Consider the following 19419-nt stretch of genomic DNA (forward strand, 5'->3'; position numbering starts at 1 on the left):
ATGGGCACGCCGCGCAGCGTCAGTATCAGCCTGACCGAGCTGATCGACATGAGACACCGCGTTCCAGAGATCAAACTGTTCGCGGCCGCCGGGCGACGCAGCCCGCTCATTGGCGTTCACCATTCACGCCTGCGGGGTCGCGGCGTGGACTTCGATCAGGTACGGGTGTATCAACCAGGCGACGACGTCCGCACCATCGACTGGCGTGTGACCGCCAGAAGCCGCGAGCCACATACCAAGCTGTTTCACGAAGAGCGTGAGCGCCCTGTCTATCTGCTGATTGAACAGAGCCAGCGCTTGTTCTTTGGCTCGGAGCGCGTGTTCAAATCGGTATTGGTGGCACAGGCAGCTGCCCTAATCGGCTGGTCCGTACTGGGTCATAGCGACCGCATTGGCGGCATGGTTTTTGGTGATGACGGCTTTCACGACGTGCGTCCCCGGCGCAGCAAGCAAAACCTGCTGAGGTTGTTCGATCATCTGATCAAGGCCAATCACAGTCTTATGGACCAGACCGAACCCAAACTTCCGAGCGACGCCTTTTCATTGGTGCTGCGGCGTGCACGTGAAGTACTGCGTCCAGGCAGCATGGCATTGATCCTATGCGATGAGCGTAGCCTGAGCGAGGCCGCGGAGCAGCAACTGGCCCTGGCGTCTCGCCATACGGACCTGGTTCTGTTACCGGTCTCCGATCCGCTGGACCACCGTTTGCCAGCAGCCGGATTTCTTCGCTTCGCCCAGCACGACACCGAGCTTGAAATCGACACCCTGAACGGCACGCTGTCGAACGCCTACCTGCAGCAGGCAAAGCAGCGTCGGGAGCGCTGGACACGCCTAAGCCAGCGACTGGGTATCCCGCTGCTTCCGCTTTCTACTTCCTACGACCTGATTGAGCAGCTGCGCAAGCATCTGCACCAGCATCAGCCTGGCTACCAACAATGAACCCGCTCGATCAATTGGCCCCTCTGGTCAGGCCCGAGCCCGTTTCGCTCTGGCCGTTGGCACTCGGCTGGTGGATAGCGCTGGTCATGTTAGTGGCGGTACCTGCTGCAGCATTCATGGTATGGCGGCATCGGCGCCAGACGTCTGTGGAGCAGCCTGTTTCAGAAGAAGAGCAACTGGAGGGGCCTCGCCGGGCGGCACTGCTTGAACTGGCACAAATGCCCCGTCCCTATGGCGAATCCGCCGGGCCCTGGCTGCAAAGTCTCAATGCCCTGCTCAAACGGCTGTGCATGACCCGCTATCCCGACAGCCACTGCCAGACACTGAGCGGACGCGCCTGGCTGGCCTTTCTCGACACCCGGTGTACGGCAGCTGGCCTGACACGTTGGATGGTCTTGGTAGAAGGCGCTTATCGCCCGGACTGCCGGTTGGACGACAAGACCATCGATGGCCTTTACGCCGCGGTCAGCATATGGATTCGCAAACATGTTTGAATTTGCCTGGCCGTGGATATTTTTTCTGGCACCCTTGCCTTGGGTGGCCAGGCTGATATTGCCGCCTGCGCAAAGCCAGGAGTCAGCACTCAAGGTCAGTTTTCTGAAAGAACTTGAGCACCTTGCAGGACACCGCGCCCATACACGTCTGCCTGCCCTGAAGCGGCAGTTGCCGTTTGTATTGATCTGGGTGCTGCTTCTGGCAGCAACAGCTCGTCCCCAATGGGTGGGTTCACCCCTTCCGCTTCCTACCAGTGGCAGAGACATCTTGCTGGCCGTTGACGTGTCTGGCTCCATGGATTATCCCGACATGACCTGGAAGGGAGAAGACATCAGCCGCCTCACCCTGGTAAAGCATCTGATCGGCGATTTTATCGAAGGCCGCACGGGTGATCGCATCGGTCTTATCCTCTTTGGTTCGCAAGCTTATGTGCAGGCGCCGCTCACCTTTGATCGCCGGACGGTCCATGCCCTGCTCGATGAGGCCCTGGTAGGTATTGCAGGCAAGAACACCGCTATCGGTGATGCCATCGGCCTGGCGGTAAAGCATTTGAGGATGCGTCCGGAAAATAGTCGAGTCATGGTCTTGATTACGGATGGCGCCAATAACGGTGGCCGCGTCGATCCATTGATCGCTGCTCGCCTGGCCGCCGAAGAGCATGTACGGATCTATGCCATCGGGATTGGTGCCGACCCACAACAGGCCAGTCTCTCGAGCCTATTCGGTTTCAGCAGCCTGGATCTGGATGAGGACACACTCAAAGCCATTGCCAAGGAAACCGGAGGCCGCTATTTCCGTGCCCGTTCGCAGGAAGAGCTGTCTGCCATCTCGAATGAACTCAACAGCTTCGAGCCGATTGCACAACAGCCCACCCGTGTACGTCCAGCCAAAGCGCTCTTTTACTGGCCACTGAGTCTTGCCCTTCTGATCAGCCTGATCGCCGCTGCCTTGCATATCTGGCCGAAACCCTGGCGGCGTATTCCCCGGCTGCGTGCCTACGCACAGGCGCGCGGGAGGAAACAGACATGATGTCGTTGATTCCACACCTGTCGCGTCCTCTCTGGCTTCTGGCGTTCCCCGTGCTGCTCTGGCTACTCTGGAAGCTGTGGCATCGTCCGCGTCGCGTAGGACATTGGCAACGGCTTTTGCCAACGGCATTTCACGAATGGCTGCTGACCACGCCATCCAGAGATACCCAACGCCTGCCGTTGTTACTGTTTGGTCTTGGCGCTGCGCTGGCAATCCTGGCATTGAGCGGCCCCAGCTGGCAGCGCGCAGAGCAGCCGGCTTACACACGTACCGATCCGCTGGTTATTGTGCTCGACATGACGCCGGACATGCTGGCTTCGGACGTTTCCCCTTCTCGCCTCATTCAGGCCCAGCACACTATTCTGGACCTGTTGGCGGCACGTCGGGATGCTGAAACAGCCATTGTCGTCTATGCCGGCAGCAGTCATGTCCTGGTCCCGCTGACCAACGATCTGCATACGGCACAAAGCTTGCTGGAAGCCGTGCGTCCGGCGATCATGCCAGAAGCCGGCGAGCGTGCGGATTTAGCGGTACGCCAGGCACTGCAGCTACTCCGGCAAGGCAGCGGTACAGGAGGACGAGTCTTACTGATAACCAGCCAGCTCAGCACCCAGGAACAGAAAGGCATACGTGAAGCGCTGTCCAGCTATCGGGTTCCCTTGCTTATGCTGGGTATGGGGACACTTGAAGGTGCGCCGATGGCGCGGGAAGAAGGCGGCTATCTGACCGACAATCAAGGTAATATCCTGCTGTCACGCCTGGATGAGGCTACCTTGTTCCGCTTCGCTCAATCGGTGGGTGCGCAGTATCAGCGCCAACAGCCCGATGAGCGTGACCTCCGCGCGTTGGGTCTGCTCGACACACCGGACACCGTAGCCGAGCGACAGGAACAGGTACGCCTCGATGCCTGGGTCGACCAAGGCTACTGGCTGCTTATCCCCGTGCTGATTCTGGCTGCATGCGCAGGGCGAAAAGGCTGGCTCTTGTGTATACCGCTTTTGCTGTTTGTCATGCCACCTCCCGCTCACGCGTTTGCGTTCGAAGATCTCTGGTTGCGCAAGGATCAGCAAGGCGCCCGTTTGCTTGAAGCGCAACGTCCTGACGAAGCCGCTCGACGGTTCGAGAATCGTGAATGGCGTGGTGTCGCCCAATACGAAGCAGGTCAATATGAAGAGGCTGCCAAAACCTTTGCCCAGGGCAACAGTGCGGTAGATCACTACAACCGCGCTAACGCCCTGGCCAAAGCCGGTCAATTGACTGGCGCGCTGGACGCTTATGACCAAGCACTCAGGCTGCAAAGCAATTTTCCCGAGGCCCTCCATAACAGAGCCCTGGTAGAAGCCTTGCTCAAACAGCAACAGGAACAGGCAACCGCTCAGGACGCCACGCCCAATGAAGCAGGAAGTGACGACCAGCACAGTCAGTCCGACACCCAAGCCCAACCCTCACCGCAAAACAGTGACGCCACTGATGAGCCAAGGGCTGCGTCGAACCATGACGAATCAGGGCAGCCCGTTGGCCAAACCTCAGGCGAAGCCAGCGATAGCGAGGCCGTCGAGACCGAGGAAGAGAACGACGACCTTCTGTCTCAGCCTCACTCGAACGTACTGAGCGAGGAACGCAGGCAGTCACTGGAACAATGGCTAAGGGAAATACCAGACGATCCCGCAGAGCTGTTACGCCGCAAGTTCTGGCATCAGCAGCAACAAAAACAGGAAAATAGAACACCATGAGCCTAGTCCGTATTGCGCTCACCCTGCTTCTGCTGGTCAGTCTGCCTGGCTGGGGGGCAGACTTTACGGCTCGCGTGGACCATACCCAACTCGTACCTGGCGAGACCTTCGAGCTTGTCCTCGAATCAAGCGATCCGACGCTTTTCGGCAAACCGGATCTGTCTCCTCTGGAGCCCCAGTTCGATATTCTCGGCACACGCCAGATCAACCAGTTGAGTACGGGTCCCGATCAAAGCGAGCCTATCACCCGCTGGATCGTAACGCTTCAACCGCGGCAGCGCGGAATCGTAGTGATTCCCCCGCTGACCCTTAGTGGGGTGCGAAGCCAGCCGATTACGCTGCATGTCAACGAAACTTCGACACTCACCCCCAGCGCCCAAAACCTGGAGCCGGTCTTTATCGATGCTACGGTGGATCAGGAAACCGTTTATGTGCAGGCGCAGCTGGTCCTGACGCTACGCATCCTCCACTCCGTACCGCTTTACGATGACAGTAACCTCAGTACGCTGAGCATGCCATCAGCGCGCGTCGAGCCTTTGGGGGAGCCCAGGACGTATGAGCAGACCATCGGCGGCGTGAGACATGGTGTTATCGAGATCCGCTATGCCATTTTTCCGCAGCAAAGCGGTCCATTACGCATTCCCAGCCTGTCGTTCAGTGCCACGGCGGTTGATACCTCAACCAGTGGTCAGCAGTCGTCTCCGTTCAGCTCAAGGCCGGGTCGGGTAATACGCGTGGATACCAGCGAGATTCCCATTCAGGTCAAAGCCAAGCCTGCCGATTATCCTGCTGACGCACCCTGGCTACCGGCACGTCATATCGAGCTGAGCGAAGCGTGGAATCCCCAGCCGGAAGAAGCGCGCCAGGGCGCCGTATTGACACGCCACCTTCTTCTCAAGGCAGAAGGCCTGTCCAGTGCACAGCTGCCGCCTCTGCCGCAGCCGATTGTAGACGGGCTTCGCCGCTATCCAGACCAGGCCAAGCTGACCAACGACGTGCAGGATCAAAGCCTGGTCGGCAGTCGCGAGGAGCGGGAGGCGCTCGTACCCAACCGGAGCGGCGACATCACTCTACCTGCTCTGGAAGTTGTCTGGTGGAACACTCGGACCGACCGACTTGAGCGTACACAGCTACCTGCCCATACCCTTACCGTCGCTGCCGACCCGGCCCTAATGCCACCGTCACCAGGACAGGCCTCTACCAGTATGAACGGGAAGCGACTACCTCTCTGGCCATGGCAGCTGGCCAGTTTTATTCTGCTTCTGACCACACTGTTGGGTTTCGGGCTATGGTGGCGAGCCCGCCAACTGCCCGCCATTATTAAAACGGCTCCTGCCGGCCCGAGCCCACGCACGCTGCTCGATGATTTGCGACGCGCCTGTCAGGCTAACGATCCGCATGCCACGCGTCAGGCGCTCGATGCCTGGGCTCGACAACAGCCAGAAACCCTGGCAGAAATGGCAGCCCGCTTCGATCCGCTTTCTGTCGCTCTGGATGACCTTAACGGCGCGCTTTACAGCGAAAGCGGACAGCATTGGCAAGGCGAGACACTGTGGCAGGCGTTCCAGGCTTTACCACCCTCTACGCAGCCCGTACAACAGGAGCCTGGCTCACTGCCACCGCTATACCCGCGCTGATGGTCCGGGCGCAACGCCTCGACCACACGCCTGAACAGGAACACCATGCGTATTCTTCATACTTCCGACTGGCATCTTGGCCAGACCCTTCATGGTCAGGATCGCGACTTCGAACACGCCTGTTTTCTCGATTGGCTGTTGGCACAACTCAAGGCACGCCGCCCCGACGCCCTGCTCATCGCTGGCGACGTCTTCGACACGATCAACCCGCCGATCAAGGCGCAGGAGCGCCTCTATGACTTTATCGTACAGGCACACCTGGCGCTTCCTACGCTAACGGTGGTGATGATTGCAGGCAACCATGACTCCGGAGCCCGGATCGAACTTCCCGCTCCGCTCATGCGCAGCCTGCGGACCCATGCGTTAGGCCGAGTGCTTTGGCTGGATGACGGCTCGCTGGATGCCAGGCGGCTAATGGTTCCGCTTACCGATGCAAACGGCGCGATCAGAGCCTGGTGCCTAGCCCTGCCTTTTTTACGACCGGCAGAAGTAACGGGGGGAAGTGATGGTACCTATATGGAGGGTATCGCCAAGGTACACGCAGAGCTGATTGCCCACGCTGAAACACGTCGCACACTAGGCCAGGCCCTTATTGCCATGAGCCACGCACACTTGGCGGGAGGCCAGGTATCGGAGGATTCAGAGCGCAATATTATTGTTGGTAATGCCGAAGCTCAACCTGCCTCTCTGTTTCCACCAAGCATTGCCTACGTGGCATTGGGTCATTTGCATAAGCCGCAAAAGGTAGCCAAGCAGGAGCGTATCCGGTACAGCGGATCTCCCCTTCCCCTCTCGTTCGCGGAAGTGGACTATCCTCACCAGATTCTTGATGTTCAGTTCGAAGGGGAAGCGCTCAAGACTGTCGAGAGCATTCGGATCCCGCGAGCCGTGGACATGGTGCGCCTGGGCCCTGCACCACTGGCAGATATCCTTGAGCATCTCAAAAGCCAATCCGAAATCGACCTCTTCAATACACCCGAAAGCCACTTGGCTCCCTGGCTCGAAGTCAGAGTCATACTCGACGCACCCCAACCCGATCTACGGCAGCGGCTGGAGTCTGCTCTTGAAAGAAAATCGTTACGCCTCGTTCGGATCAGCGTGCAATACGCGGGAGCCGTCAGTACTTCCAGCGAGTCGCCGGAGCTGGTGGCGCTGGAGCAACTGACGCCACAAGAGCTTTTCAGTCGCGCCTGGCAGGATACCTATGGGCAAATGCCAGAATCGTCCACACTGGACGATTTTGCCCAGTTGCTTGAAGACATCGCACTGGGAGAACAGGCATGAAGATTCTGGCCGTTCGCCTGAAAAACCTCGCCTCTCTTGCCGGCCCGCATGAGCTGGACTTCACCGCTGAACCCCTTGCCAGCACCGGCCTGTTTGCCATTACCGGTCCAACCGGTTCAGGCAAGAGCACACTGCTGGATGCCCTTTCGCTAGGGCTGTTTGGTGAAGTGCCACGCCTTAGCAATGTGCGCAAGGAAGCCAAGGTGCCAGACGGCGATAACGAAATTGCTACAGGCGATCCACGTACCCTTCTTCGCCGCGGTAGCGGTGCAGGCTATGCTGAAGTGGACTTCCTGGGTATCGACGGTTACCGCTACCGTGCACGCTGGGAAGCCAATCGCGCTCGAGACAGAGCGGATGGAAAACTGCAGCCCAGCCGCCAGAGCCTGCGGAACCTGGACACGCAGCAGCTATTGGCAGCCGACAAGAAAGCCGAATTCAAAACCCAGCTTGAGCAGCGCCTGGGTCTTACCTTTGAACAGTTCACCCGCGCAGTGCTACTGGCGCAAAGCGAGTTCAGCGCCTTTCTGAAAGCGGACGACAACGGCCGCAGCGAACTCTTGGAAAAACTGACCGATACTGCGATCTATAGCCAGCTTGGCCGACGCGCCTTCGAACGGGCGAAACAGGCTAGGCAATCCCTTGATCAACTGGAACAGCAAGCAGGTGGTATCCGCCCCCTAGACGACGCTGGCCGCACAGCACTCGAAACCCAATGCCAGAGCACGCTGGAGGCCTTGGCCCGCATTCAGGTCGAGCTTGGTGAGGTGGAACAGCAGCGGCGCTGGTTAAGGGATTTGAAGCGATTGGAGCAGGAGCTTGCTCAGGCCCAGACAGCGCGTACAACAGTGCGGCAGCAACACGATGAGCATACAGAGGCGCGCCAGACGCTTCATTGGCTTGATCAGTTGCTACCACAGCGTCATCGCTATCAGCAGAAGGCGCAGCTTGAGCATGACATGGGCCAGCTGGCGGCCCACCTCATACAGCTTGAACAGCAGAAGCAAGCGCTTGAACAACGCCTGGACGAGTTGACAGAACGCCAGCAGCACGCTCAAACCCGCCGCCAAACCGCGGAAGAAGCCCTGCATCAGAGTGCCGATTCACTGCAACAGGCTTTTCAGGAAGAGAACGACCTCAGCCGCCTCAAGATCGACGTCCAGCAGACCCGCGAGGCGTGGCGTCAAGAGGACTCGTTTCAACGCGAATCCCTGGCAAGGATCAACGCCTTGGCAACTACCGAGGTGGAGCAACGTCAGGCACTGGAGCAGATAGCCACACAGCTTCAGACAAGCGAGGCACTGTCAGCATTATGTGATGCCTGGTCAGCCTACCGACCTCGCCTTCAGCAGAACCTGCAGCTCGGCGAGTGCTTGGCGGGATCCCGCCTGCGCATTCCCCAGTTACAGGCTGCTGTAAAAAAAGCCCAGGAAGAGGCCGATACTTATCAGACAGCCATCCAGACGCTCCAGCAGGAATCCGGCGCGGAAGGCAACCTGAGCGAGCAAATCCAGGCGCTGACGCAACAGCAACAGGCCAGCCGTCCCTTGCTCAGCTCACTGGAACGACTCATCTATCTCTGGCAACAAGGAGAAGAGCTCGAAGGCTATTGGCTCAGTAATCAGGAAAAGCAGACAGCGCTCTTGCAGGAGCGGGCCCACACCATAGCCGAGGGTAAGCGCGCCGCTGCAGAGCACGCCGAAGCCGAGCGCGACCTCAAGCTCACCCTTGCCGTACTTGAGCGGCAACGGCTGATGCGTAGCGTAAGCGTGGAAAAGCTGCGTGCCCAACTCGTAGAAGGCGAGCCCTGCCCTGTGTGCGGCAGCCAGGAGCATCCTTTTCATCAGGAGAGTGTTCTGGCAAAAGCTATAGCCTCCCATGAAGCTCGGGAAGAAGAGCAGGCTCGACTACATGTGCAACAGCTGTACGAACGCCTGATTGGTCTACGAAGCGCTGTTGCCGGTCTGAATGAACGACTCAAGGATCTCAAGCAGCAAGAAGAACAGCTGACCGCACAGCAGTTGGGAATACATGAGCAGCTGCGAGGCCACCCGGAAGGCAAGACACTTCTCGCCCAACCTGAGGAGCATCGCTCTTTCTGGCTGAACGAACAATTGACAGCACTCAGCAAGCGCATCCAGACCGAAGAAACGCGCCTGCAGTTCCTATTGAATCACCAGCAAAAAATCGATGGCTTACAGGAGCGTTGGCAAACCGCCCGCGAGCGTAGCCAGCAGGCCGCATGGGAGTTGGAAGAACACCTGAAAGCCATCCAGCAGGATGAGCTTCGACACGCTCAGGAGCTGGCTGAACTCACTGTACTACTGCCTGCACCCTGGCTGGAACATTGGCAACAGCAGCCCCAGCCTACGTTTACGCGCTTGGAAGCGCTCATAGAAGCTCGACACCATCACCTGCTACGGAAACAGGAGCTGGAAAAGACATTGACGACCTGCACGTCCGACCTCGAGCGTGAGCGTTATCAACAGCAGACCAGACTTCAGCAGCATGAAAAGCTTTCCAGTCTGCTGGCAACACTAGAAGAACAATTGACGAGTGGTCAGCTGCGCCTTCAGACAACATTGGGTGAACATGCCAGCCCCCATGCCTGGCAACAGGCATTGAACCAATCCGTTGAACAGGCACGCCAAGCAGAGAGTCAAGCCAGGGAAGCCTGGAATGAGGTCAATCTGAACCATGAGCAATTACGCCATACTGTTGAGCTCAAGCGAGGCGAAGCGCAAAAGCTGGACTCCGCACATCGTCTACTTCTCGTCGAGCTTGACGCCTGGCGGGCCCAGCACAGTACGCTTGACGAGACACTGCTGACTCGACTGCTGGGTATCGATGACCGTGAGCACACTGCCTTGCGCCAGCAGTTGCAGGCCCTGGAACGGGCTGTCAATGAGGCTGATGTGGTCGTTCAAGAGCGTGAAAAACGTCTGGCAGCCCACCGGACCGAGCGGGCCGACCTTCCTGAGCCGGAGACGCTGGAGCAGCGCTGGACAGAGCTGAGCCAACTCAACCAGGCCTCTCAGGAACGCCATGCCGAACTACGGGCTGAAATCGCTGAAGACAACCGTCGGTGCACACAAAGCGCTGAGTTGCTGAGCGCGATCGAGAGCGCCCGCGCGGAGTACCTTCGCTGGGCCAGGCTGGACGAGCTGATCGGCTCTGCCGATGGTCATACCTTCCGCAAGATTGCTCAAGGCTACAATTTGGATCTGCTGATCCATCATGCCAATGCTCAACTCCAGCAGCTGGTCCGCCGCTATCGGCTCAAGCGAGGCGGCAGTGCGCTAGGGCTCTTGGTTATGGATACCGAAATGGGCGATGAGCTGCGCTCGGTACATTCTCTGTCCGGTGGAGAAACATTTCTCGTTTCACTGGCACTGGCCCTGGGTCTCGCCTCCATGGCGTCGACTAACCTGAAGATCGAGTCGCTGTTTATTGATGAGGGCTTTGGCAGCCTTGACCCTGATTCGCTACAGCTTGCCATGGACGCGTTGGACGGACTACAGGCTCAAGGCCGCAAGGTTGCTGTCATTTCCCATGTCCAGGAAATGCATGAGCGTATTCCTGTCCAGGTACAGGTATGCAAACAGGGCAACGGACTGAGCACGTTAAGAATCCAGGGGCCGACGCCTCGCTTTATTGACTAAGCCATGCTGCCGGGCATTACCGTCCAGTGACGCTCACACGAACTGAGCGCCACTTGCGGTCGTTTTATTTTTTCAAACGTCTGGCTATCCGCTGGGCGCATCCGGGAGCAGTGACTGAAGCACGATTCCTTTAGGAAACGTTTCCTACACGTATGTCCTACAGGTTTTTGCGGTTTCGAACAGATTGCAATCAGCCCCGCTGACGGTTCAGCTGTACGCCGATTGGCGCAAAGGTATCTTATGTCGATACCCAAGCGTTATGGAGCGACACCAGGGAAAGTCCGCGCGACCAGAATGCCAGGAAAGAACAAACATCACTCATGGCAGAAGCGTGCAAGCAGTAGCGGCCCCTTCCGAACTATCACGAAAAGCACCGCCCTGCTCACCACTCTATAGAAATAAGCCGGAAGTAGCAGGCCTATCCTTCAGGCCTGCTACCCAAGCATTTACGTTATGCCAGGCTCTTGCTTACCACCTCATACACATCGCTCGAGAGCTGACCGCTTGCCATGATCCGCTCCAGTTCCCCACGCATGAGTTGCTGGCGGGTTTCATCGTACTTGCGCCAGCGGGTCAACGGCGTTAGCAGGCGGGATGCAATCTGCGGATTCAAGGCATTGAGCGTAATGATCTGATCAGCCAGGAAGCGATAACCGCTGCCGTCTTTTTGATGGAAATTGATCAGGTTCTGGTTGGCGAAGGCGCCGATAAGTGCACGAACCTTGTTGGGGTTCTTCAAGGTGAAGGCAGGATGCCCCATCAATGCCTTGACGCGGTCTAAACCACCCGGACGGTAACTGGCCGCCTGCACACTGAACCAGGAGTCCATGACCAGCGGATCATTCTTGTAGCGCTCGGCAAAGCGCTCCAGCACCTCGGTCTTCTCCGCCTCGAAGTCGGAGTTTACCAAGGCTGACAGCGCCGCCAGGCGTTCCGTCATGTTGTCACAGTTGTCGAACTGCTCCTGAGCCGCTGCAACCACTTCCGGCTTGCGGCTCATCATGAGATAGCCTAGTGCGATGTTCTGCAAACTGCGGCGGGCAATATGATCCGCCTGGGCAACATACGGCGTATTGCGTGAGGTTTCGCGGTTCGCCTGATAGCGCTTCCACAGCGGCTCATACAACGCCTTAACCAACTCATCACGAGCGAAGTCACGGGCAGCATGGATAGCATCGATATCGGCGACCTCAGACAGCTCGACCAGATACGCCTCCGTTGGAAGCGCCAGCATTTCTGCCACCATAGCCTGATCCAGGCGCTCGTCCTCCAGTACCGTGCGCAGCGCCTCGACAAGACGTTGATCGAGTACCATCACCTCACCCTTCTGCTGCTGAACGATCAGCTCCTGCAAGACCTGTACAGCCAGTTGCTGACCAGCATCCCAACGATTGAACCCGTCGGAATCGTGCTGCATGAGGAACATCAGCTGCTCACGCGTATAGGGGAAGCTAAGCTTGACCGGTGCGGAAAATCCGCGCAGCAATGAGGGCAGCGGTTTTTCCGTAATACCTTCGAACGTAAAGGACTGCTCGACCTCGGTTACGGCAATCACGCGATCCGTTACAGCGTCTTCCGTCTCACCAGCAAGGCGTAGCGGCAATTCTTGCCCTTGCCCCCCCAACAGCCCTAACTTGACCGGAATTACGAACGGCTCCTTGGTGGACTGGCCAGGGGTTGGCGGGCAGCTCTGGCGGAAGGTCAGCGTATAGGTTTTGGCCTGTTCATCAAAGGCTTCAGCCACCTCCAGACGCGGTGTACCGGACTGGCTGTACCAGCGCTTGAACTGAGTGAAGTCGGCGTCGTTAGCATCTTCCAAGGCCTTGACGAAATCCTCGACAGTGACCGCCTGGCCATCATGGCGCTCGAAGTACAGATCGGTCCCCTTGCGGAAACCATCTGCACCTAACAGGGTGTGCAGCATGCGCACCACCTCAGCACCCTTTTCATAGACAGTCAGGGTGTAGAAGTTGGAGATCTCGATAAAGGAATCCGGGCGCACCGGGTGTGCCATCGGACCGGCGTCCTCTGCGAACTGATTGGTCCGCAGAAAAGCCACGTCCTCGATACGCTTGACTGTTTCCGAGTTCATGTCGGAGGAGAATCCGGCATCACGGAATACGGTAAAGCCTTCCTTCAGGGACAGCTGGAACCAGTCACGGCAAGTGACACGGTTACCCGACCAGTTATGGAAGTATTCATGGGCAACGATAGCCTCGACCCGCTGATGCGCGGCGTCTGTGGCAGTGTCCGGGCTCGCCAGAACAGCGCTGGAATTGAAAATGTTCAGCCCTTTGTTTTCCATGGCGCCCATGTTGAAGTCGTTCACCGCAACGATCATGAAAATATCCAGATCGTACTCGCGGCCATAGACTTCCTCATCCCAACGCATGGAGCGCTTGAGGCTGTCCATGGCATGCTGCAGCTTGCCGATGTTTTCCGGCTCCACATAGATCCGCAGGGCTACGTCGCGTCCGCTTCCCGTGGTATACGTATCCTCAATACACCAGAGGTCACCGGCTACCAGCGCGAACAGGTAGGACGGCTTCTTGAAGGGATCTTCCCAGGTCGCCCAGTGACGTCCGCCCTCTTCCTCACCGTTGGCAATCGGATTGCCATTGGAAAGCAGGATCGGATACTTGACCTTGTCCGCCTTGATGGTTGTGGTAAATACGCTCATCACATCCGGGCGGTCGAGGTAGTAGGTGATCTTGCGGAAACCCTCGGCCTCGCACTGCGTACAGAACATCTTGCCAGAGGTATACAGGCCTTCCAGCGCCGTATTGGTTTCCGGATGGATGCGTACAGTGGTGCTGAGAGTGAAGTTGTTGCCACAGGGCTGGATCGTCAGGTGATCGGACTCGATCTGATACTCATTAGGCGTCTGGGGCTCGGCATTGACCGACAGGCTCAACAGCTCAAGCTCTTCCCCCTGCAAAACAAGGGGTGGCAGACCGGCGCCTCGGTCAGGGTTACGCCGCATATGCAACTCGGCATGAACGAGCGTATGGTCATCGAACAGCTCGAACGTGAGATGCGTCTCGTCAATGAGGTACTCAGGGGCCTGATAGTCCTTGAGATGTATCGTCTTCGGTTGCTCGGTGCGCATGACGTAACCCTTATGCTAATTCACGACGGCGGTTGTACCGCGGCGGCTTAATGATGCACGGCCAGCTGGTAAGCTGTGTATTTGCGAATATTAATGACCCCGGTATCAAACATCAGATATTGACCCTTGATACCAAGCAGTGTGCCTTCTACTACAGGCGTCTTCTCCAGATCGTGGCTGACAATCTTGGTGGGATACACCGTAACCGGATAATGAATCTGAAGCGGCTCCATGTCGACTATTGGTTGGATTGCCTGCAGGCCAAAACGCTCCTGAAGAGTCTGCATGCCTTCAGCACAGGCATCCAGTATACGATCACGTAGCGCGATGAGATCCTCTTGCTGAGCCTCGCCTTTCAGCATAGCGCGCCAGTTGGTGCGATCCCCTACCTGACTACGGAAAAGATCCTCTACCAAGCCCGATTGCTGTCGTGTAGCAACACGCAAGATGGCCAACGCCTGATGAGCCCCCTGGTCGATCCAGCGAGTAGGTATCTGGTTGGCACGGGTAATACCGACTTTAAGTCCAGAGGAATTGGCAAGGTAGACAATGTGCGGCGTCATGCAAAAGGACTCGCCCCATTCCGGCTCACGACAGGTGCCATGCTCGAAATGACATTTTTCAGGGCTCATCATGCAGCTGTCACACTGGGCAAGCTTGGTAAAACACGGATAGCAATATCCTTGGCTAAAGCTTTTCTTGGTTTTGCGGCCACAATGGATACAGTGGATGTCACCCAGGTATTCCAGACGAATCTTTTCGCCAATCAATGGATTGACTGGAATTTCTGTTTCGCCTAAACGAAACGAATACTGCACGGGGTCGCCGAGACGCACCTTCATCTTGCTTAGCGCGCCGCGCCCTAACTCTGTCATGGTTGTTGTACTACCTTTAGAAATGAAAGCGCCACGGCTTTTGAGGCCGCGGCGCCTGGAACTGCCGAGTCGTGGCGATTAATGAATCGCGTCGGACTTGAAGAGAATATTGGGAACTGGCTCGGACTTAGAACTGCACTCTTGTGGGCCCATATAGCCGACTCGCTGGTCCTCGGGCACATGCTTGGCTTCGTAGGCAATGACCGCCTGCAAACTTAGCTCGACCTGCTCGCGTGTCAGCTTGCGGCCATCCGGCCATTTACCGATTTCTACAGCGCGTTTTAGGTTCTCGTAGATTTCCGGCGTGATGTTATCGAGCATTTGGGCAAAGGGTGTGGACATGCTCCCGCTCCTGCTAAGTAGAAATACCGGCAAATAAAGGCTTAAGTGTAGCGGGAAGCGAATGCTTGCGCACAGCCATCCGGCAAGGCATGGCCTCTCCTGCAAGAAGCCATGCAAATCTTCTATTTGGCGTCGGGCTGCGTTATTTTCAACTCCTGCGGCTGGGCATCTTTAACCGCAATCGGCTTGCCAAGCGCAACCCACTCACCTGACGTTGGATTTCCCTGCCGAGAGATACGCACAACCAGCTGAACCTGATCAAAACCTGACAGCTTCAGCTGGGGCATCATCGCATCTGCATCACTCAGCAATACCCTGGCAGGCAGGTCCGCTACTGTCAGACGCTTTACTGCCAATGGCATGGGGGGGCCTGATACAGCGCGGGCAAACACGAACACGGTATCACTCGCCTTGACATGTGAGCTCACGCCTGGATCAAGACTTACCGTGACACTCAGGGTAGCTGATTGAGTAGCACTGGCTGAAGATGCAGCTTCGCCGCTAGCGCCCATATAGCGCCGGGCCCGCTCGATACCACTTTGAATAGCCTTACGGGACGGATCACCAGTAGGCAGCTGATCGACCAAGGTTTGCCAATGAGTGATTGCACCGGCGTAATCCTTCTGCTCGAACGCCGCTATGCCCAGGAGCCCAAGCGTAGTCACCTCCTTGGGATTAGCCTTGAGCGCTTCGTCAGCCAACGTCCTGACCTCCGGGGTCAAGACTTTACCGTCCGCAAAATACTGCGCCTGCGCCAGCTGCCCTAGCAGCTCAGGTTGACGCCCGGCCTGCCGGACTGCCTGGGTAAACGCATGAGCAGCCTCGCTGAAACGCTCCTGGCTCATATAGGTACGACCCAACAGATACCAGCCTTCAGAAGACTCAGGCTGGACGGCAACCGCGCGCTCTAGCCGGGAAGTCATTTCATCCATGGAGCGCGGCGGCTGGCTGAACTCGCGAGTGAGCTCGACCCGGTCGCTGGCACCCCAATGCAGGTAGAGTCCAAGTCCAACGAGCGGAACGATTAACGCCACGATCAACGGCGCAGCGCGCCCGCCTTTAGCGCTTGTGGCGTCAGTGTCTGCCTGCTGAGTGTCGGAAAGCAGCTCACGGGCAGCTTCGGAGCGGGCTTCTTCCCACTGCTCAGCAGTCAGCAAGCCTGCAGCGTGTTGCTGGGAGAGCTCTGTCAGTCGCTCCTCGTAAAGCTCAACGTTGACGACGGCACGGTCTTTACCAGAGGCAACGTGCTGACGGCGTATCGCAGGAATCAGGAGGAAGCCCAAGGCAACGAGCAGCAGCAGCCCTATGGCGAGCCAGAAATCGATCATCAGGAATCTTTCTTTTTCAGAAGTGATGCAAGGCGTGCCTGCTCATCGGCAGACAATGGAGCATTGGATGGCAAGGTTTGTTGCTGGCGACGTCGAACGATGATCAGGATGATACAGAATCCTAAGATTAAAAACGCAGCCGGCCCATACCAGAGCAGCCAGGTCCGCTGTTCAACAGGCGGCCTGTACATGACGAACTCACCATATCGCGCCACCAGATAGCTGATGATCTGCTCATCGCTTTTACCTTCGTTCATCAGACGATGAATCTCTCCTCGCAAATCAGCGGCGATGGGTGCATTCGAGTCGGCAAGGTCCTGGTTCTGGCACTTCGGGCAGCGCAATTCACGCGTCAGTGCTTGAAAGCGCTCGCGCTCGGCATCGTTTGTGTACGCGAAGGTTTCGATGGCGGCCTGTGCAACGCCTATCCATACAAACAGCAATAATAATGATGCTCCTATCCGGCGGATCATGGCGCCTCCATGAGCTGCTGGTAACGCGGCGCCAGCTCATCACGCCACACCTGTTGGCTTACAATGCCTACATGTTTGTAGCGGATGACGCCTTTGCTATCGATCAGATAGGTTTCTGGTGCGCCGTATACACCCAAGTCCAGACCCAGGCTGCCTTTGTCATCGCGAACGTTGAGCTGATAGGGGTTGTGGAATTCCTTCAGCCACCTCAATGCGCTGGCATTATCGTCCTTGTAATTGATGCCGTAGATGGTGATGCCCTGCTCTTTGAGCGTATTCAGAACGGGATGCTCCTCCCGGCATGCGACACACCAGGTGCCCCATACATTGACCAAGGCGGGCTTGCCTTGAAAATCAACCTGAGTCAGGGTTCGGCCGGGGTCGTCAACAGCGGGCAATGAAAATGGCGGCAATGGCTTGTCGATCAGTGCGGACGGTAGCTCAGATGGCTTCAGATACAGGCCCTTGAATAGAAAGCCAGCCATGGCAAGGAAAAGAACGAGTGGAATCAGTAGAACCAGGCGACGCTTCATGCCTGCGCCTCCTTGAGCCCCAGGGACCGACTGGCACGCTGACGCACCTTGAGTCGATAACGTTTGTCCGACATGGAAAGTAGTCCACCTAGCGCCATCAGCACGCCCCCCAGCCAGATCCAGCGTACGAATGGCTTGATATGGATGCGGACTGCCCAGGCCCCGTCTTCCAACGGCTCACCAAGCGCCACGTATAAATCACGCATAAGCCCTGCATCGATGCCTGCCTCGGTCATGACCGAGCGCTGTACTACGTAAAGACGCTTTTCCGGGTGCAGAACCGCAACATTCTGATTGCCTTTCGAGACCCGCAGAGTGCCAAAGTCCGACTTGAAGTTAGGCCCCTCGAAATGCTGAGTGCCATCGAAAATGAAGTGATAACCTGCCAGCTCGACCGACTCCCCGGGCGCCATGCGCAGGTCGCGCTCAGCGGAGAACTGGGTAGAGAGCACTATCCCTAATGCCGACACCGCAAGCCCCAGATGGGCAGCCTGCATCCCCCAGTAACTGCGGCCGAGGCTGCGAATACCCTTGAGCCAACCTTTATGGCGCGTCTTGTCCTGCAGATCGCGAAGGCCAGCCAGTACAACCCAGGACGTCAACGAGCACGCCGCCAGCACCGCCCAATGAAAGTCGCCCAGCATGAACGCTGCCAGCACGCCGAGAACAACGCTGACAATAAGTATTGGCATGAGCATGCCCTGCAACCAGCGCACAGGGGTGCTCTTCCAGCGCACCAGTACGCCGATTGCCAGTGCAATCATCAGTATGACCATCAGCGGTACAAACAGGGCATTGAAATAAGGCGGACCAACAGACAGCTTGGCACCGCTTAGTGCATCAATGACCAGCGGATACAACGTACCCAGCAGGATCATGGACGCCGCTACGACCAGAATGAGGTTATTGATCAGCAGGAGCGTTTCCCGAGACCACAGCTCAAATCCAACCTGACTTTTAACAACAGGTGCCCGCAGGGCAAACAGGGTTAACGAGCTGCCTACCACGACCAGAAGGAAGGCAAGGATAAACACCCCACGGGTGGGATCTGAAGCAAACGCATGGACAGAGGTCAGCACGCCTGAGCGAACCAGGAACGTACCCAGAAGACTCAAGGAAAACGCAGCAATTGCCAGCAATACCGTCCAGCTCTTGAAGACCCCACGTTTTTCCGTGACGGACAACGAATGGATAAGCGCTGTCCCGACCAGCCACGGCATGAATGATGCGTTTTCTACCGGGTCCCAGAACCACCAGCCACCCCAACCCAGCTCGTAATAGGACCACCAGGAACCCAGGACAATACCGATACCCAGGAATGTCCAGGCCACCAGCGTCCAGGGCCGGGACCAGCGGGCCCATGCCGCGTCCAGACGCCCGCCCAGCAAGGCTGCGATGGCAAAGGCAAAGGCGACGGAAAACCCCACGTAGCCCATATACAACATAGGCGGGTGCACAATCAGCCCAACATCCTGCAACAAGGGATTCAGGTCATTTCCATCCACAGGCGACTGGGGCAGCAGGCGTGAGAATGGATTGGACGTCATGATCAGGAACAGCAAGAAACCTAAGCTGATCATTCCCATGATGGACAGAACCCGCGTCAGCATGTCTTCGGGCAATTGCCTGGAGAAGATGGAAACAGCAAACGTCCAGCCGCCAAGGATCAGAGCCCATAGCAGCAGCGATCCCTCATGCGCACCCCAGACTGCACTGAATTTGTAGTACCAGGGCAATAGACTGTTTGAGTTCTCCGCCACATAGGTCACTGAGAAGTCATTCGTCAGGAATGACCAGGTCAGGCAGCCAAATGAAAAAAGAAGGAAAGCGAATTGTCCCCAGGCCGCCGGCCGCGCAAGCCCCATCCATTGCCGGTTGCCTCGCCATGTGCCCAGCAAGGGAAACGTCGACTGGACCACAGCCATGCACAGCGCAAGTATCAGAGCCAGGTGGCCTAGTTCAGGAATCATGAATTTCTCG

14 protein-coding genes are annotated in these 19419 nt (G+C 57.3%); 7 read left to right on the top strand and 7 right to left on the bottom strand.

Annotated elements, in window-relative coordinates; all coding sequences use genetic code 11:
* Genes PLU01S_RS13450 through PLU01S_RS13480 form a run of 7 tightly spaced genes read left to right on the top strand, consistent with a single transcriptional unit; the run spans position 1 to position 10779 of the window.
* Positions 1-939: a DUF58 domain-containing protein gene (locus tag PLU01S_RS13450; protein ID WP_074825310.1), complete on the top strand. Its 939-nt coding sequence runs from the start codon at positions 1-3 to the stop codon at positions 937-939.
* The gene (locus PLU01S_RS13455; RefSeq protein WP_074825308.1) at positions 936-1433 is read left to right on the top strand and encodes a DUF4381 domain-containing protein; all 498 of its coding nucleotides are present in this window, start codon (positions 936-938) and stop codon (positions 1431-1433) included. Before PLU01S_RS13450 ends, PLU01S_RS13455 begins: the two co-directional genes overlap by 4 nt.
* Entirely contained in the window at positions 1426-2463 is a 1038-nt protein-coding gene (locus tag PLU01S_RS13460; protein WP_074825307.1) for a vWA domain-containing protein, read from the top strand. Before PLU01S_RS13455 ends, PLU01S_RS13460 begins: the two co-directional genes overlap by 8 nt.
* The gene (locus tag PLU01S_RS13465; RefSeq protein ID WP_074825588.1) at positions 2463-4196 is read left to right on the top strand and encodes a VWA domain-containing protein; all 1734 of its coding nucleotides are present in this window, start codon (positions 2463-2465) and stop codon (positions 4194-4196) included. The genes PLU01S_RS13460 and PLU01S_RS13465 overlap by 1 nt, the downstream gene beginning before the upstream one ends.
* Positions 4193-5833 carry a BatD family protein gene (locus tag PLU01S_RS13470; RefSeq protein WP_074825305.1) on the top strand — a complete coding sequence of 547 codons (1641 nt, stop codon included), beginning with the start codon at positions 4193-4195 and terminating at the stop codon, positions 5831-5833. Before PLU01S_RS13465 ends, PLU01S_RS13470 begins: the two co-directional genes overlap by 4 nt.
* A gap of 45 nt (positions 5834-5878) precedes the next feature.
* Positions 5879-7117, top strand: coding sequence for an exonuclease SbcCD subunit D C-terminal domain-containing protein (locus tag PLU01S_RS13475; protein WP_074825304.1), 1239 nt, complete (start codon positions 5879-5881; stop codon positions 7115-7117).
* The gene (locus PLU01S_RS13480; protein ID WP_074825302.1) at positions 7114-10779 is read left to right on the top strand and encodes an AAA family ATPase; all 3666 of its coding nucleotides are present in this window, start codon (positions 7114-7116) and stop codon (positions 10777-10779) included. The genes PLU01S_RS13475 and PLU01S_RS13480 overlap by 4 nt, the downstream gene beginning before the upstream one ends.
* A 451-nt stretch (positions 10780-11230) precedes the next feature.
* Here the strand turns inward: PLU01S_RS13480 and pepN are convergent, their stop codons facing one another.
* The 7 genes from pepN to PLU01S_RS13515 all read right to left on the bottom strand — a co-directional run bounded on the left by pepN (position 11231) and on the right by PLU01S_RS13515 (position 19409).
* Positions 11231-13888, bottom strand: coding sequence for an aminopeptidase N (pepN, locus tag PLU01S_RS13485; protein ID WP_074825300.1), 2658 nt, complete (start codon positions 13886-13888; stop codon positions 11231-11233).
* Positions 13889-13935: 47 nt separating this feature from the next.
* Entirely contained in the window at positions 13936-14763 is an 828-nt protein-coding gene (locus PLU01S_RS13490; protein WP_074825298.1) for a DUF2797 domain-containing protein, read from the bottom strand.
* Positions 14764-14841: 78 nt separating this feature from the next.
* Positions 14842-15105, bottom strand: coding sequence for a YeaC family protein (locus PLU01S_RS13495; protein WP_074825296.1), 264 nt, complete (start codon positions 15103-15105; stop codon positions 14842-14844).
* Positions 15106-15227: 122 nt separating this feature from the next.
* Entirely contained in the window at positions 15228-16433 is a 1206-nt protein-coding gene (gene ccmI, locus PLU01S_RS13500; protein WP_074825294.1) for a c-type cytochrome biogenesis protein CcmI, read from the bottom strand.
* The gene (locus tag PLU01S_RS13505; protein WP_074825585.1) at positions 16433-16903 is read right to left on the bottom strand and encodes a cytochrome c-type biogenesis protein; all 471 of its coding nucleotides are present in this window, start codon (positions 16901-16903) and stop codon (positions 16433-16435) included. Before PLU01S_RS13505 ends, ccmI begins: the two co-directional genes overlap by 1 nt.
* Positions 16903-17439 carry a DsbE family thiol:disulfide interchange protein gene (locus PLU01S_RS13510; protein ID WP_074825291.1) on the bottom strand — a complete coding sequence of 179 codons (537 nt, stop codon included), beginning with the start codon at positions 17437-17439 and terminating at the stop codon, positions 16903-16905. Before PLU01S_RS13510 ends, PLU01S_RS13505 begins: the two co-directional genes overlap by 1 nt.
* Positions 17436-19409, bottom strand: a complete 1974-nt coding sequence (locus PLU01S_RS13515; RefSeq protein WP_074825289.1) for a heme lyase CcmF/NrfE family subunit — start codon at positions 19407-19409, stop codon at positions 17436-17438. Before PLU01S_RS13515 ends, PLU01S_RS13510 begins: the two co-directional genes overlap by 4 nt.
* Between the last annotated feature and the right edge of the window lie 10 nt (positions 19410-19419).

Origin of the sequence: Pseudomonas luteola NBRC 103146 (assembly GCF_002091675.1) — a bacterium.
GTDB lineage: Bacteria > Pseudomonadota > Gammaproteobacteria > Pseudomonadales > Pseudomonadaceae > Chryseomonas > Chryseomonas luteola.

Excerpts from the sequence above, each read along its gene's own strand:
- PLU01S_RS13450 (WP_074825310.1), top strand. The coding sequence starts at position 1 with ATGGGCACGCCGCGCAGCGTCAGTATCAGCCTGACCGAGCTGATCGAC.
- PLU01S_RS13455 (WP_074825308.1), top strand. The coding sequence starts at position 936 with ATGAACCCGCTCGATCAATTGGCCCCTCTGGTCAGGCCCGAGCCCGTT.
- PLU01S_RS13460 (WP_074825307.1), top strand. The coding sequence starts at position 1,426 with ATGTTTGAATTTGCCTGGCCGTGGATATTTTTTCTGGCACCCTTGCCT.
- PLU01S_RS13465 (WP_074825588.1), top strand. The coding sequence starts at position 2,463 with ATGTCGTTGATTCCACACCTGTCGCGTCCTCTCTGGCTTCTGGCGTTC.
- PLU01S_RS13470 (WP_074825305.1), top strand. The coding sequence starts at position 4,193 with ATGAGCCTAGTCCGTATTGCGCTCACCCTGCTTCTGCTGGTCAGTCTG.
- PLU01S_RS13475 (WP_074825304.1), top strand. The coding sequence starts at position 5,879 with ATGCGTATTCTTCATACTTCCGACTGGCATCTTGGCCAGACCCTTCAT.
- PLU01S_RS13480 (WP_074825302.1), top strand. The coding sequence starts at position 7,114 with ATGAAGATTCTGGCCGTTCGCCTGAAAAACCTCGCCTCTCTTGCCGGC.
- pepN (WP_074825300.1), bottom strand. The coding sequence starts at position 13,888 with ATGCGCACCGAGCAACCGAAGACGATACATCTCAAGGACTATCAGGCC.
- PLU01S_RS13490 (WP_074825298.1), bottom strand. The coding sequence starts at position 14,763 with ATGACAGAGTTAGGGCGCGGCGCGCTAAGCAAGATGAAGGTGCGTCTC.
- PLU01S_RS13495 (WP_074825296.1), bottom strand. The coding sequence starts at position 15,105 with ATGTCCACACCCTTTGCCCAAATGCTCGATAACATCACGCCGGAAATC.
- ccmI (WP_074825294.1), bottom strand. The coding sequence starts at position 16,433 with ATGATCGATTTCTGGCTCGCCATAGGGCTGCTGCTGCTCGTTGCCTTG.
- PLU01S_RS13510 (WP_074825291.1), bottom strand. The coding sequence starts at position 17,439 with ATGAAGCGTCGCCTGGTTCTACTGATTCCACTCGTTCTTTTCCTTGCC.
- PLU01S_RS13515 (WP_074825289.1), bottom strand. The coding sequence starts at position 19,409 with ATGATTCCTGAACTAGGCCACCTGGCTCTGATACTTGCGCTGTGCATG.